The organism is Pseudomonas sp. MF09156 (assembly GCF_059862305.1).
Window position 1 is genome coordinate 85,096 of sequence record NZ_JCBCUR010000010.1, and the last position, 13,782, is coordinate 98,877.

At 62.1% G+C, this 13,782-nt stretch carries 13 protein-coding genes and 1 riboswitch; of the genes, 3 read left to right on the plus strand and 10 right to left on the minus strand.

Annotated elements, in window-relative coordinates:
- Positions 1-497 precede the first annotated feature (497 nt).
- On the plus strand, positions 498-1,388 hold the full coding sequence (yddG, locus tag AC19YY_RS20685) for an aromatic amino acid DMT transporter YddG (RefSeq protein ID WP_169951437.1): 891 nt from the start codon (positions 498-500) through the stop codon (positions 1,386-1,388).
- Here the strand turns inward: yddG and AC19YY_RS20690 are convergent.
- From AC19YY_RS20690 to AC19YY_RS20735, 10 genes are all read right to left on the minus strand, one after another.
- Entirely contained in the window at positions 1,385-2,347 is a 963-nt protein-coding gene (locus AC19YY_RS20690; protein WP_169951439.1) for an arsenic resistance protein, read from the minus strand. The two genes, yddG and AC19YY_RS20690, sit on opposite strands and share 4 nt — an antisense overlap.
- Before the next feature lie 58 nt (positions 2,348-2,405).
- Positions 2,406-3,032 carry a LysE family translocator gene (locus AC19YY_RS20695; protein WP_170041475.1) on the minus strand — a complete coding sequence of 209 codons (627 nt, stop codon included), beginning with the start codon at positions 3,030-3,032 and terminating at the stop codon, positions 2,406-2,408.
- 95 nt (positions 3,033-3,127) lie between these two features.
- Positions 3,128-4,387, minus strand: coding sequence for a carbohydrate porin (locus tag AC19YY_RS20700; protein WP_500604770.1), 1,260 nt, complete (start codon positions 4,385-4,387; stop codon positions 3,128-3,130).
- Between the two features lie 92 nt (positions 4,388-4,479).
- Positions 4,480-6,885 carry a glucose/quinate/shikimate family membrane-bound PQQ-dependent dehydrogenase gene (locus AC19YY_RS20705; RefSeq protein ID WP_500604771.1) on the minus strand — a complete coding sequence of 802 codons (2,406 nt, stop codon included), beginning with the start codon at positions 6,883-6,885 and terminating at the stop codon, positions 4,480-4,482.
- A 50-nt stretch (positions 6,886-6,935) separates the two neighbouring features.
- A complete protein-coding gene (locus AC19YY_RS20710) occupies positions 6,936-8,369 on the minus strand; it encodes an ArnT family glycosyltransferase (RefSeq protein ID WP_500604772.1) in 1,434 nt (477 codons plus the stop codon).
- Positions 8,369-9,355 carry a glycosyltransferase family 2 protein gene (locus tag AC19YY_RS20715; protein ID WP_262381004.1) on the minus strand — a complete coding sequence of 329 codons (987 nt, stop codon included), beginning with the start codon at positions 9,353-9,355 and terminating at the stop codon, positions 8,369-8,371. The genes AC19YY_RS20710 and AC19YY_RS20715 overlap by 1 nt, the downstream gene beginning before the upstream one ends.
- The gene (locus AC19YY_RS20720) at positions 9,336-9,743 is read right to left on the minus strand and encodes a GtrA family protein (protein ID WP_500604773.1); all 408 of its coding nucleotides are present in this window, start codon (positions 9,741-9,743) and stop codon (positions 9,336-9,338) included. Before AC19YY_RS20720 ends, AC19YY_RS20715 begins: the two co-directional genes overlap by 20 nt.
- A 184-nt stretch (positions 9,744-9,927) precedes the next feature.
- Positions 9,928-10,491 (minus strand): manganese efflux pump MntP, encoded by a 564-nt coding sequence (mntP, locus tag AC19YY_RS20725; RefSeq protein ID WP_170041471.1) that lies wholly within the window; start codon positions 10,489-10,491, stop codon positions 9,928-9,930.
- Positions 10,492-10,495: 4 nt separating this feature from the next.
- Positions 10,496-10,668: riboswitch (yybP-ykoY riboswitch) on the minus strand.
- 52 nt (positions 10,669-10,720) lie between these two features.
- Positions 10,721-12,106, minus strand: coding sequence for a sensor histidine kinase (locus AC19YY_RS20730; protein WP_500604774.1), 1,386 nt, complete (start codon positions 12,104-12,106; stop codon positions 10,721-10,723).
- Positions 12,103-12,765 (minus strand): response regulator, encoded by a 663-nt coding sequence (locus AC19YY_RS20735; protein WP_170057384.1) that lies wholly within the window; start codon positions 12,763-12,765, stop codon positions 12,103-12,105. Before AC19YY_RS20735 ends, AC19YY_RS20730 begins: the two co-directional genes overlap by 4 nt.
- 159 nt (positions 12,766-12,924) lie before the next feature.
- Between AC19YY_RS20735 and AC19YY_RS20740 the strand changes: the two genes are divergently transcribed.
- Together AC19YY_RS20740 and AC19YY_RS20745 are read left to right on the plus strand one after the other, a co-directional pair.
- Positions 12,925-13,191, plus strand: a complete 267-nt coding sequence (locus AC19YY_RS20740; protein ID WP_170057383.1) for a PepSY domain-containing protein — start codon at positions 12,925-12,927, stop codon at positions 13,189-13,191.
- On the plus strand, positions 13,191-13,736 hold the full coding sequence (locus tag AC19YY_RS20745) for a cytochrome b/b6 domain-containing protein (protein WP_500604775.1): 546 nt from the start codon (positions 13,191-13,193) through the stop codon (positions 13,734-13,736). The genes AC19YY_RS20740 and AC19YY_RS20745 overlap by 1 nt, the downstream gene beginning before the upstream one ends.
- The last annotated feature ends 46 nt before the right edge of the window (positions 13,737-13,782 follow it).

Genomic DNA, 13,782 nt, shown 5'->3' on the forward strand with positions numbered 1-13,782 from the left:
CTTGCCCGCGATGGCGGCTGTTCAGTCACTATTTTTGGCGGCTGACCCACCACCATCGCGGGCAAGCCCGCTCCTACATTTGAATTGTGGTATGGCCACAATTTTCTGCTCGCTGAGTTCCCACTGTGGGAGCGGGCTTGCTCGCGATGGCGGCTGTTCAGTCACTATTTTTGGCGGCTGACCCACCACCATCGCGGGCAAGCCAGCTCCTACATTTGAATTGTGGTATGGCCACAATTTTCTGCTCGCTGAGTTCCCCCTGTGGGAGCGGGCTTGCCCGCGATGGCGGTAGGTCAAGTAAGGATGTGGCGGCTGACCCACCGCCATCGCAGGCAAGCCAGCTCCTACAGTTGATGTGTGGCGTGGTCATGATTTCTGCTCTCAATGAGATTGCTTTGTTGTGGTTCCCACAAGGAGACAAGCGATACCCCAGCGTGTACCGTTGCGGCCTTTGTGCCGCAGGTGCTGTGGCTGTGGACATTCTCAGAGAGGCATCCATGCAGATCAGGGGGGAGCGGGCCGCGACGGTGTGTGGTTTGGTCGCGATTGTTTTATGGAGCACCGCCGCCGGTTTGATCCGCAGTGTCAGTGAACTGTTCGGGCCCTTGGGGGGCGCGGCGCTGATCTACACGGTAGGCGCGATACTGCTGCTGGCCTGGCTGGGACGGCCGCGCCTGCGCGCAACGTCCTGGCGCTACCTGATCATGGGCAGCGGGTTGTTCGTGGCCTACGAGGTCTGCCTGTCCCTGGCCCTGGGTTTTGCCAGCAACCGCAACCAGGCGATTGAGCTGGGGGTGGTGAACTACCTCTGGCCGTGCCTGACGGTGTTGCTGGCAATCGTCATGAATGGCCAGCGAGCGCGCTGGATTATCGTGCCAGGTTCGGCGCTGGCGCTGTTTGGCATCCTGTGGGTGGTCAGTGGCGATGGCCTGGCATTGGCAACCATCGTCGCCAATGTGCAATCCAACCCCCTGAGCTACAGCCTGGCCCTGGGCTGTGCGATCACCTTTGCCTTGTATTGCAACGTCACGCGGCGCTACGCCGGCGGGCAGAACCTGGTGGTGTTGTTTTTCATCCTGACGGCGGCGCTGCTATGGGCAAAATTCGCCTTCAGTGCCCAAGTGCTGCCGGCTTTTACCTTGGGGAGCAGCCTGGAATTACTCGCCACGGGCATCGCCATGGCGGGCGGCTATGCGCTGTGGAATATCGGTATCCTGCGCGGCAACCTGACCTTGCTGGCGACCGCGTCCTATGGCGCGCCGGTGCTGTCGTCGGCCTTTGCAGCGCTATGGCTGGGCGCTCATCTCACCCCGCAGTTCTGGCAGGGTGCGGTGCTGGTGACCGCGGGCTCGCTGGTGTGCTGGCACGCGACACGGGCGCAACCCTAGCGGCTGCGCCAGACCAGGGCCGGGATCACCCGGATATAGACCAGCTCGAACACCAGCTCGATCAAGGTCTGGGTGATGACGGCGGCGGCGGCCAGGGCGCGGATATCTTCCGGCAGGGCCAGCGCCAGCGGCAAGACCACCAGTGAGTTGCGGGTCGCGCTGCTGAATGTGACCGCGCGCGCGGTGCTTGCCGGCAAGCGAAAGGCCCACGCCGTGAGTGCCCCGACCACGGGCGCCAACAGCATAAAGCCTAAGTAAACCGGCACCACCGGCAACAACTGCTCGATCTGCTGCGCGACAAACGCGATCTGCGAGCCAATCACCACGATCAGCACCGCCGCCATGGCCGGCACTGGCATCCATGCCCAGCCATCATTCCAGCGCTCGAGCAGGCGCGAGTGCCGGGCGCCCGCGCAGGTCAGCACCGCCAGCAGCAGTGGCGCCACGATCAGCAGCAAAAAGGCCTCGACAAACGGGCCGATAGAAATCGCCACCGCTGCGTCACCGGAAGGTATCAGCGCCAGGTACAACGGCAGCAGGGCCAGTTGCAGCAACAGCAACACCGGGGTGGCGGCCAGCGTCAGCCGCGCGTCGCCTTTGCCAATGTGGGTAAACACCACCACGTAGTCGATGCACGGCGTCAGCAGCACCAGCAACGCGCCGATCAGGATGGCCGGGCGCTCGTTCAAACCACGGGTCAAGCCCCAGACCAGCAGCGGGATCAACACGAAGTTGGCGATCAGCAGCGCCGCCATAAAGCGTTTATTGGCCAGCCCCTGGCGCAGTTGCAGAAACGGGATCTGCAGGAACATGGCGTACATCAGCACGGCGATTGCCGGGGTTACCAGGGCGCCAAGCCCCGCTGCGGCCTGCGGGGCGAGCAGGCCACCGAGCGCGGCGCCGATGACGGCGACAAGGTAGACGGGGATCTGGTTCTGCTCAAGTTGTTCTCGGGTCACGGGGTGTCCTTGTCACGGGGGGCTGTGCGCGCCGTGCAGGGTAACCGAAACCAGGCACTCATTTTTGACTGAGTGCCGCCACCGAAAGCCCGGACGCGACGAAGGTCAGTCCGGCACCCACATTCAGGCCATTGACGACTTTGGGCTTGCGCTGCAGCCATGTCGACAGGCGCGTCGCAAAAATCCCCATGAGCGCAAAACCCAGGGCGGTCAATGCGGCGAACCAGGCGCCATAGACCATCATTTGCAAGGTGACCGAGCCCAATGACGGGTTGACGAACTGCGGAATGAACGCCAGCACAAACAGCCCCGGCTTGGGGTTCAGCGCCGCTGACAGGAAGCCGGTGAGGAAGATGCTTTTGAGCGGTTGGCGCGCCGCCGGCTTGAAGTTGATCAGGCTGCGCGAGCGCAAGACCTTGATGCCCAGCCACAGCAGGTAGCTGGCGCCGATGACTTTGACCACCCAGAAGGCCACGGCGGAGGTCTGCATCAGCAGAGTCAGGCCCAGCGATGCCGTCGCCACGTGAAACAGAATGCCGGTGCCCGACGCAACTCCGGAAACGGCCGCCGCCAGGCGTCCCTGGCTCAGCCCCCTAGCGATGGCCAGTAGGTTGTCCGGGCCGGGGGAGAGCACCAGTAACAGGCAGGCAGCGGTATAGGTCAGCCAGATATCCAGGGGGAACATAACGGCAGTCCTTTCGTCAACGATTGAGGTCCGCCATCGTGTGCCAACCTGGCAACCCAGATCAAGCTCGATCCAACTGCCTGGGAGTCAGCGCTTCAGAACGTCGCCTTCACCTGCAATCCCAGTATCAGCGCGTTGTCGATCTTCTTTGCGGCGAACGCCCCTGGCTCAATGATGTATTGCACATCCGGGCGCAGGGTCAGCCAGGGCGTGGCCTGGTAGCCGTAGCTCAGTTCGAGCAACTGTTCGGCACTGTCAAGGTTTGGCAAGGCACTGTCTTGGGCTTGGGCGGCCTGTTGCAGCACATCGCGGCTGCGCGGGTTGGGTACGGCGCGGCCGTACCCCAGGGCTACGGTGTCCCGTGGTCGGCTGGCGAACGGCTTGTACAGCACCAGGCCGGCGCCATACCAGCGACTGAACGGCGAGGCCGCCTTGCTGGCGGCCGAGTATTGGCCGAACGCATGCAAGGTCCGGCCCTCTGAGGCCTGGGAGTTCCACAGGGCCTGGTCGACCAGCAGATAATGGCCGCCGCGCCCGCTGACGTACTTGGCGCTGCCAATGCGCTGCACGTTGGAGCTGTCGTAGTAGTAGCCAAGCTTGTATTCGCCGGGCAGATCGCTGGCGTGCTTGTAGACCAGCTCGATGGGCACCACGGTGCCGGTCGTGTGCTTGGGCCCCAGGTGCCAGGCGCGGCTGGAGTTGCCGTTGCTTTGCGGGTCGACATTGAACGCCGCCACGCGTAATTGCCAGGCCGGCGAGAAGTCATACTTCACCCGTGCGCCCAGGTGAGCGTTGGGGTAGTTGGTCCAACCGCTGCCGCCGGACATGTTCAGGGGGTGCCCGCAGAAACCGGCGTTCATGAAGTTGCACAGGATCCCGCTGTCGAGGCCGCCCAGGTCGTTGCCCATGGCCATGTAGCCGAGCTTGAGGTTCAGGGCGGGGGTGAACAGGGTGCGCTCATAACTCAGTTCGGTCAGACGGGTGTAGAGCCCGCCGTAGTTTTCCTGGATCGGCAGGCGGTTGCCCACCAGGTCTTCGGAGGCGCTGTTGCCACGCCGGTCGTTGATCGTCAGTTGGATCTTGTCGCCGTTGTGCAGGCCATACAATTTGCCCAGGTCCAGTTGCACGCCAAGCTTGATGTTTTGCGAGTAGCGCGCCGAACGATGCTGGCCGCCATTGGCGTTATAGGCGGTTTCGCCGCTGTAGTCGCCGGTGAACTTGATGCCTTGCTCGTCGAGCTGATGGCGCAGGCCACCCCAGTCGCCGGTGAGGGGGCTGCCGTAGGCGGGCAGCGTGGCGCCCAGCAGCAGGCTGGCGAGCAGGCGCAGAGACAGAGTATTAAACGCGGGGGACATGCGGGGTCTTCCTGGAAAAATCACGATACCTGTGGGAGCCGTGCAGCCCGGCTCCCACATTCAAATGGCGGCGCATCAGCGCCGCGCGGGGCTCAAGGCAGGGCGTAGGCGATCACGTAGTCGCCACGGTCGGTGGATTGGCGCGCGCCGCCCGCGGTGATGACCACATACTGTTTGCCGGTTTTTGGCGACACATAGGTCATCGGCCCACCCTGGCTACCCACGGGCAGGCGGGCTTTCCAGGCTTCTTCGCCATTGGCGCTGTTGAAGGCGCGCAGGTAGAAGTCCTGGGTGCCGGCGATAAACACCAGGCCGCCTTGGGTCGACAGGGTGCCGCCCAGGGTCGGCAGGCCAACCTTGATCGGCAGGTGCATGCGTATACCCAGCGGGCCGGTGTCTTCAACGGTGCCGACCGGTACTTGCCAGGCAATCTGCTGGGTCTTCATGTCGATGGCGGTGAGAGTGCCGAACGGTGGCGCCTGGCACGGAATGCCGGCCACCGACAGGAAGCGGTTTTTGTTCACCGCGTAAGGCGTGCCCTTGAGCGGCACCGCGCCCATGCCGGTGTTCAACGCCTCGCCACCGGAGGAGGCCTGGGCCTTGTTTTGCGAGGGGATCATCTGGATCCACAGGCCCAGGCGCATGTCGTTGACGAAGATAAAACCATGCACCGGGTCGGTGGAGATACTGCCCCAGTTCATTCCGCCCAGGGAGCCGGGGAAGCTCAGTGATTTATCGGTGCCCGGTGCGGTGTACAGGCCGTCGTAGCGCATGCTCTTGAAGTCGATGCGGCACAGCAACTGGTCATAGGGGGTTGCGCCCCACATGTCCGCTTCGCTCAGGGTCTGCGCGCCGATCTGTGGCATGCCCACGGACCTAGGCTGGGTGGGCGAGTACGGTTCATTGGGAATGTCCGCAGCCTTGACCGGCACCTCTTGTACCTCGGTCAACGGCTTGCCGGTAGCGCGGTCGAGTACATAGATCTGCCCGGCCTTGGTGCCGATCACCACGGCGGGTACGGTCTTGCCGTCGGCCCGGGGGAAGTCGATCAGGCTCGGTTGCATCGGCAAGTCGAAGTCCCAGAGGTCATTGTGGACGGTCTGGTACACCCACTTTTCGGCACCGGTGGAGGCGTCCAGTGCCAGCACTGAGGCGCCGTACTTGTGATTGAGCTGGGTGCGCTCCACACCATAGATATCGGTGGACGAACTGCCCATCGGCAGGAATACCGTGTTCATCAGCGGGTCATAGGACATCGGCGCCCAGCTGTTGGGGGTGCTGCGCACATAGGTGCTGCCGGCTGCGGGGGCCTGCTTGTCTTCGGGGTTGCCCGGGTCGAATGCCCAGCGCATCTGCCCGCTGATCACATCAAAACCACGGATCACGCCGCCCGGCATATCGGTCTGGACGTTATCGGCGACGCGCCCGCCAACCACTACGGTGGTGCCGGCGATCAATGGCGCGGAGGACAACTGGTAATAGCTGTCCGGCACATTGCCCAGGCCGGCTTTCAAATCCACTTGGCCGTGGTTGCCAAAGTCCTCGCAGAACTCGCCGGTATCGGCATCCACTGCAATCAATCGAGCATCGATGGTATTGGTCAGCAGGCGCCGCTGGCACTGCGCACCGGCCGGCACGCTGGCGGCAATGATCGGCGAGCTGTTGGCCTGGGTTGGCTGGGCGATGGGTGCGGTGGCATCGAAATAGGCCATGCCACGGCAGCGCTGCCACACCGCCGACTGGGCGTTGATGGTGTTCTTCCACAGCTCTTTGCCGGTGTCGGCATCCAGCGCGATCAGGTTGTTATGGGGCGTGCAGATAAACACCTTGTTGCCGATCTGCAAGGGTGTGAGTTGATCTTCGGCGCCATTGCCGTCGCTGATGGCCACATCACCGGTGTGATAGGTCCAGGCCACCTTAAGCTTGTCGACGTTGGTGCGATTGATCTGGTCCAGCGCTGCAAAACGGCTGCCGCCTTCGGTGTTGCCGTAGTGCGCCCAGTCCTTCTGCGCATCTGCCGGGGCCACGGGGGTCAAGCCCGGGCCCTTACCGTTGGGCGCGACACTGGGGTGGGCGACAAACATATTGCCCGCCGCCACGGCCAATGCCAGCGCCAGCACGCCCGCCACGCTGAAGGCGCCACGGCGGGTGCCCGGTGCCAGCAACGGATAGGCCAGCGCCACCGCAAGACCAATGGCGGCGAACATGAACAACCGCGAAAACAGTGGCCAGAACACCAGGCCTACATCCACCACAGCCCACACGGCAGTGCCAAGCAAAAATGCGGCGAACAACCAGGCACCTGCTCGTTTGCGCTTGGCAATCAACAGGCCGGAAATGGCCATGGCCACGCCGCCGATCAGGAAGTAGCCGGAGCCGCCCAGGCTCAGCAGTTTTGCGCCGCCGACGGCCAACGCCACGCCGAGCAGGGCGATGATTACGCCCAAGCCCAGCAACAGGAATCGAGAGGCGCCAGCGGCGCGGGGTGTGTGTTTCATGTCGAAAAACCCGAGGGTGATGGTCCAGGGGAGTAATGATAGCAAGCTAATTAACTGCTTGGTACATTTTGTATGGCATTTACAGATTCTGTGCCGCACCGAAACAACACACTCTGGCTGGCCCGCAGTTGTTCGACGCAGTTCAACGGCTGCAACCCCTGGAGACCGCGCTTGAGGTCACGTTCGCGGCGGGCGATGTAGAACGTCCGGTCATCGGGCAGGCTGCTCAAGTCGTCGATCTGGCGCGCCTGGCCCTTTGTGTAGAACTCTCCCGAATAGGAGCGGCGGCCCCAGTAGTAAAGGCTTCCCGGCGCGCTGGCTTGCAGTTGCTGCCAGGCGTAGGCGAGGTCGCGCTGGTTGTTGGGCCGATCAAAGGCACGGCCATCGATTGCGGCAATCGGCAGCCATACAGGCAAGAGCAGTGCCAGCATCAGTCCAGTGACTATTTTCCCGGTGCTCCAGCGCGCCTGATTGAGCGCGCCTGCCAGTAACAGGCTCCAGGCCGGTAGGGCCGGCAACAGGTAAGTCCACAGGATATTGCCGGAGAACGTGAAAAAGGCCGGGGTTGCCAGGGCCCACAGGGTGATGAACGCGTAGTAGCGTCCCGACAGCACCGAGCGGCGAAAGCCAATGTAGAGCGCGGGTAGCAGCAGGGTCCACGGGAAAAACGCCAGCAGCAGATCCAGCCAGATGGCACCGATTGGCCGGGCATGGGCGCTGCCGTACAAGTCGCCGGCCCAATCGCTGACGACATAGCGCTTCCAATGCTCGCCCATGAGGAAGTAATCAAGAAAGCCGGGGGTGCGTTGTTCGGCAAGCAGGTACCAGGGCACGGCGATCAGCAGCATCAGCAAAACGCCGGTGAGCCAGGGCAAGCGCAAAAAAGCGCGCCACTGGCGATAACCAACGGTCCAGGCGAACGCGGGAATGGCGACCAAGACCACTGCCAATGGCCCCTTCGCCAACAGGCCAAGACCCAGGCCGGCGAATCCTGCCAGCGCCCACCGCCGGTCGCCTTGTGCCACGCCGCGCCAAAAGCCGTAGGTGGCCAGCAGGACCGAGAAACTCAGCGCCGGATCAGTCAGCACCACCCCCGCTGACAGCAGGCCGAGGGTCGAGCTGGAAAAGATAATCGCCGCCAGCACGGCGGTTTTTTCATCCGCTTGCTCACGGGCAAAACGAATGATGATCAGGCAACTGGCCACATGAAACAGCCACGCCGGAACACGAATCGCGAATTCATTGATGCCCAGCCACTGCATGGCCAGCGCCTGGCTCCAGAACGACAGCGGCGGCTTGCCCCAAAACGGCACATCCACCTCGAACAGCGGGGTTACCCAGTTACCGAGTACCAGCATCTTGCGCGCCATTTCTGCATAGCGGGCCTCTGAGGTGTCCATCAGCGGGTAGAGCCCCAGGCTTGCCAGGCGCAGGCCCAAAATGGCGATCAATAGCAGCCATAGCGTACGGGTCGTCATAGTCATCAGCGGTTTTCTTGTTCGCGAGGGTGTGTGGGGCAGGTGTGTTCCGGGCGTTCGGGGGTTTCGCCGAGCAGCCTGTCGAGCAGGTAGATGGGACGCTGCCTGACCTCGCTCAACGTCGCGCCCAGGTATTCGCCGATCATCGCGATGCCCAGGGCGATGAACGCGGCGATGCCCATGATCACGTGATGGGAACTGAAGGTATTGACGCTCACCTGATAGATGATCAGGACCAGGGTCGCGATGAAAATCACCAGGCTGAGCAGGCTGAACCAGCGCAACGGCTTGCGCGAGAGGGCCAATACACCTTCGATACCCAGGTCGATCAGCGCCAGCGGCCCCCATTTGCTGAGGCCGGCGCTGCGTGGTTCACGGTCGTAGGGCAGCTCGATGGTATTGAACCCCAGCCAACTGATCAGGCCCTTCATGAACCGTGTGCGCTCGGGCATGCATCGCAGCGCTGCCAGGGGCGCAGGGCCAATCAGACGGAAGTCGCTGACGTCGGCAGGCACATCAAACTTGTCGGCCAGGAAGTTCATCAGTTTGTAGTAGAGATGGGCACTGATCCGTTTGCTTGACGTATCAGACAGTCGAGTGCGGCGCTGCATATTGACGATATCGCTGCCAGTCAGCCAATGATGAACCATTAATGGAATAAGTTCGGGTGGGTCTTGCAGGTCTGCGTCAATAAATAACAACCCATTGCCACCGGCATAATCAATACCGGCGACCATCGCCGCTTCCTTGCCGAAGTTGCGGCTCAGGTTCAGGCAGCGAACCCCGGGCACCCGGCAATAACCCGCCAGCAGCGCCAGTGTTTCATCGCGACTGCCGTCGTTTACATACAACACTTCATGGCGAATGGTTAATGTGTCCAGCACAGCCATTAATCGTTTATGAAAGAGTGGCAGTACCTTGGCTTCGTTATAACAGCAGACAACCACACTGAGCAGCGGGCGCAGAGGGCGCTCAGGTCTTGATGGGTTCATGGCGAAAGCTCCAGTGCTGATTGATTCGGTATGTGAGCAACGTCAGGGCGAGGGTGGTCAGCCCTTGCATCAGCCATAGGTGCCGGGGCCAGAGCGCCAGCAGCAAGGCCATCAGCCCCAGGTTTGCCGCGTTATAGGCGAGGGCCGTGATGCAAAAGCGCAACCATTGATAAGTATCGGGTGGGCGGGGGGGTGTGAACGTCCAGCGTTTGTTGCCTTGGTAACTTACGGCGGTGCCGATTAGTCCGCCCAGTAAAGTCGCTATTAATGTCGGTAGCGCCAACGACAATAACAAAAGTGTTAGGTAGTGAGCGCCGGTGGCAAGTACTCCAACTGTTAAATAACAAGGTAGTCGCGCGCAGGTGTTGTGGGACGCAGGGGCTGTCATCGAGAGAGTTACACGTATTCAAGAGTCTGTATGGCGCTGACTTTAACGACTCATGAATGTGCAAATGTGAAAAAGATGTTTGAAGTGGCTCATATTGCCAAAGTGTAATTTTAGTGTTGGCTAGTTGTTATAAGTCACCTATAGAAAGGGGCAGTCGGTCCCTTTCTATAGGATAGATGGAGGATTAGACCGACAGGTGCTCATACAAAATCGTCGCACCCACTATCATCAGCACGACCCCGCCCACGATCTCTGCACGTTTGCCGAACATCGTGCCGAGGACCCGGCCGAGCATCACACCAATGGTGACCATGGTCATGGTCGCCAGGCCGATGGCGGCAGCGGCCACCCAGATGTTCACATCGACAAACGCCAGGCCGACGCCCACCGCGAGGGCATCGATGCTGGTGGCAAATGCGGTGACGGCAAGGACCAGGAAGGAGTGCTGGGCGCTTTTCTCTTCGGCCTCGTCTTCGTGCTTGAGGCCGTTGTAAATCATGTGCAGGCCCAGTACCACCAGCAAGGTGAAGGCGATCCAGTGGTCCCAGTCTGCCACCCAGCGCGTGGCGGCCTGGCCGATCAGCCAGCCGATAATCGGGGTGATCGCTTCGATGACGCCGAAAATCAAACCGGTACGCAGCGCTTCCGACAGGCGTGGTTTGTGCAGGCTGGAGCCTTTGCCGATCGCGGCGGCAAAGGCGTCGGTGGACATGGCCAGGGCCAGGAGAATGAGGGAAACAGGATTCACGGGCGCTCTTCCAGTCGGGCTATGAGTCAACGACACAACCACACGCCCGACTTTAGGCATGGATGTGTCGCTGGTCTCACCAACCAAAAGGTGTTCGTACCACGGCAGGTTGCCGAGAATGTTGATACGAACGCTTGCGAAAGACTCGCAAGCAGGCTACTCCCCAACGAGGTGCGGGATCTTATGCGGGCAAACATGAAAAAAACGTCAAAACCGCCCCGCGGGCTGCTCAACCTTTCTGAAGCGGCGCGCCCTCGTTGATCCGCAGTTCAGCGCACAGCCCGCCCTGGGGCAGGTTGTACAGCTGCAAGGTGCTGCCGATCTTGCTGACGATCATCTGCACAATCGCCAGGCCCAGCCCGGCGCCATTGGCATGCCCCTGGCTGTAGAACCGCTCGAACAGGCGCGCATATTGACCTTCGTCGATACCCGGGCCGGCGTCCTCGACACTGATGTACACCGCCCCCGACGCCTGCGGCTGCACCTGCACGCGGACCTCGCTGCCGGGTGGGGCGAAGTTCAGCGCATTGGTCACCAGATTCTGTAGGGCGATCGCCAGGGCGACGGGGTCGGTCTTGACCAGGCAGTGGTGGTCGCTGTCGAGGATCAACTCGATACCTTTTGCCAGCGCCAGGGGCGTCAGTTCGGCCAGTTCCTCACGCACCAGCGCGGTCAGTTCCACATCGCATCGATCGGGGTTGGCCAGGCGCGGCTCGATACGCGCCATGGTCAGCAACTGGCTGGCAATGCGTGTGGCGCGGTCGACGGCGCTGACCAGGAACTCCAGGGCTTCCTCCCGTTGTTGTGGGGTGCTGGCCAACTGGACGTTTTGCGCATGGATCCGCAGTATCGCCAGGGGCGTGCGCAATTCGTGGGCCGCATCGGCGATAAAACGGCGCTCCCGCGCCAGCAGGTTGTCGATCTGTTGCAACAGGCGATTGAGCGCGGTCTGCATGGGCTCCAGGTCGTGGGGCAGGGGGCGCAGGTTGAGCGGCTTGAGGGTTTCGGTATTGCGTCCACGGATGGTGTGGGCCATTGCGCGTAACGGCTGCAACCCCCAACCGATGGTCAGCCAGATCAAGGCGGCCAACAGCGGCACGCCAATCACACTGGGCCACAGCGTATGGCCGACGATGCGCTGGATCAGGTCCTGGCGGATGTCATCCCGCTCGCCCACCCAGATCAGCAGCCCTTGCTGCGGATCCTTGAGCAGGAAGGCGCACCAGTCATGACCGTTCTCCACCAAGTCGTGGGAACCGAGGGTCGCGGGTGGTGCCTTCAGTTCCGGGGCTTCTGCCGAGCGCACCAGCAACTGGCCGTCACTGCGCCATACCTGGAACGTCAGGCGGGTCTCGTAAGGGTGCGCCGCGCCATCTTCGCCCACGCGGCTCATGGCGGCGTCGAAGGCCTGGTAGAGCCGGTTCCAGTCGTTGTCACCCGGCGCGCGCTGTGCCAGCACGCCTTGCAGCAGGCGCGCACTTTGCGCGAGCTGGGCGTCATACACTTCTTCGATCTCGTGGTGGCTGTCGCGCAGCACCAGCCAACTGATCAGCACATCGCCCAACAGGACGAGGATCAGCACCGGCACCAGGATGCGTGTGCGTATCGAGGTCATGGCTTGAGTTCCATCACATACCCGACGCCGCGCACCGTGCGGATCAACTCGGTCGAAAGTTTTTTGCGCAGGTTATGGATCAGCACTTCCAGGGTGTTGCTCTCGACTTTTTCCTGCCAGCCATACAAGGCGCGGGACAGGCGCTCGCGGGTCACCACGTTGCCGGGGCGCGCCAACAGTTGGTGGAGCAGTTGGTACTCCATCGGCGTCACCACCACCGGGTTGCCATGCCAGGTGACCTGTTGGCCAACCGGGTCCAGGCACACGCCCGCATGCTCCAGCAGTGGCTGCGCGCGCCCGTGGCTGCGCCGCAGCAAGGCACGGATGCGTGCCTTGAGTTCGTCGACATCGAAGGGTTTGACCAGGTAGTCGTCAGCCCCGGCATCCAAGCCGGCAATCCGTTCGGCGGTGCCGTCACGGGCAGTGAGGATCAAGACCGGCAGGTTCAGTGGCTTGTCGCGCAGTTGGCGCAACAGGGCCAGGCCGTCGAGGCGTGGCAGGCCGAGGTCGAGCAGCAACAAATCGAAGCTTTCGCTGCATAACGCATGCAACGCGCTGGCGCCGTCCTGCAACCAGTCCAGGGTATAGCCCTCGCTGCTCAGGGCGACGCGGATGCCTTGGCCGAGGGCCCGATCATCTTCGACCAACAATAGGCGCATGGTGTGTTCCCGGGTGTGATATCGGCGGCATCATGCCGCTGGCGAGTCGGTGGTGGCAGCCCGGGTGACGAGAAACATGTAACCACTCATGTCCAACTAAGACTTGGTTAAGATTGGTTTTGCACAGTGGGGCCTTCCTCACCGAGCGAGAGTGTTTCCATGGGCAAAATTCTGTTGTTGTCGCTGATTGTCGCCAGCCCCCTGGCCCTTGCCGGCCCGCAATGCACCACTGCCGAACGCTCGCAATGGCAAGACCCGCAGGCGTTCCAGGAGCAGTTGAAGGCCCAGGGCTACCAGATCAGCAAGTTCAAGGTCACCGATGGTAACTGCTACGAGATCTACGGGTTCGACAAGGACAAGCGCAAGGTCGAGATCTACCACGATCCGGTCAGCGGCAAAGCGGTCAAGACCGAGATCAAGGGCTGATGCCGGGCAACTCCATAGCACTGTGGGACCCGCTGGTGAGGCTGTTTCACCTGTCCATCGCCGGGGTCTTTGTCGCCAACTACTTCTTTACTGAAGCCGGTGACGACTGGCATGTCTGGCTTGGCTACTACGCCATGGGCTGGCTGCTGGTACGGCTGCTGTGGGGTTTTGTCGGGCCACGCAGTGCGCGCTGGGCGGACTTCTGGCCGACCCCGGCAAGGCTCGCCGCCCATGTGCGTGCCCTGCGCGCCAGGCGCCCGGAGCATCGCCTCGGGCACTCGCCGTTGGGCGCACTGGTAATGCTGTTGATGCTGCTGGCGATGCTGACGGCGGGCCTGAGCGGCTGGGCCATGGAGGAGGTCGATGCCTTGTGGGGCGCCGATTGGCCGTTGCAGGTGCATGAAACCGCGGTCGATGGCCTGCTGGTGCTGGTCTGCCTGCATATCGCAGCGGCGGTAGTTGAAAGTATCCAGGTACGCGACAACTTGCCGTTATCGATGCTGACCGGTCGCCGGCGTCGGTTGCCGGATGATGCCGCGCACTGACGCCGCTGTCCTGTGTTTACTCCCCACCCTGCATTTGCCATGAGTC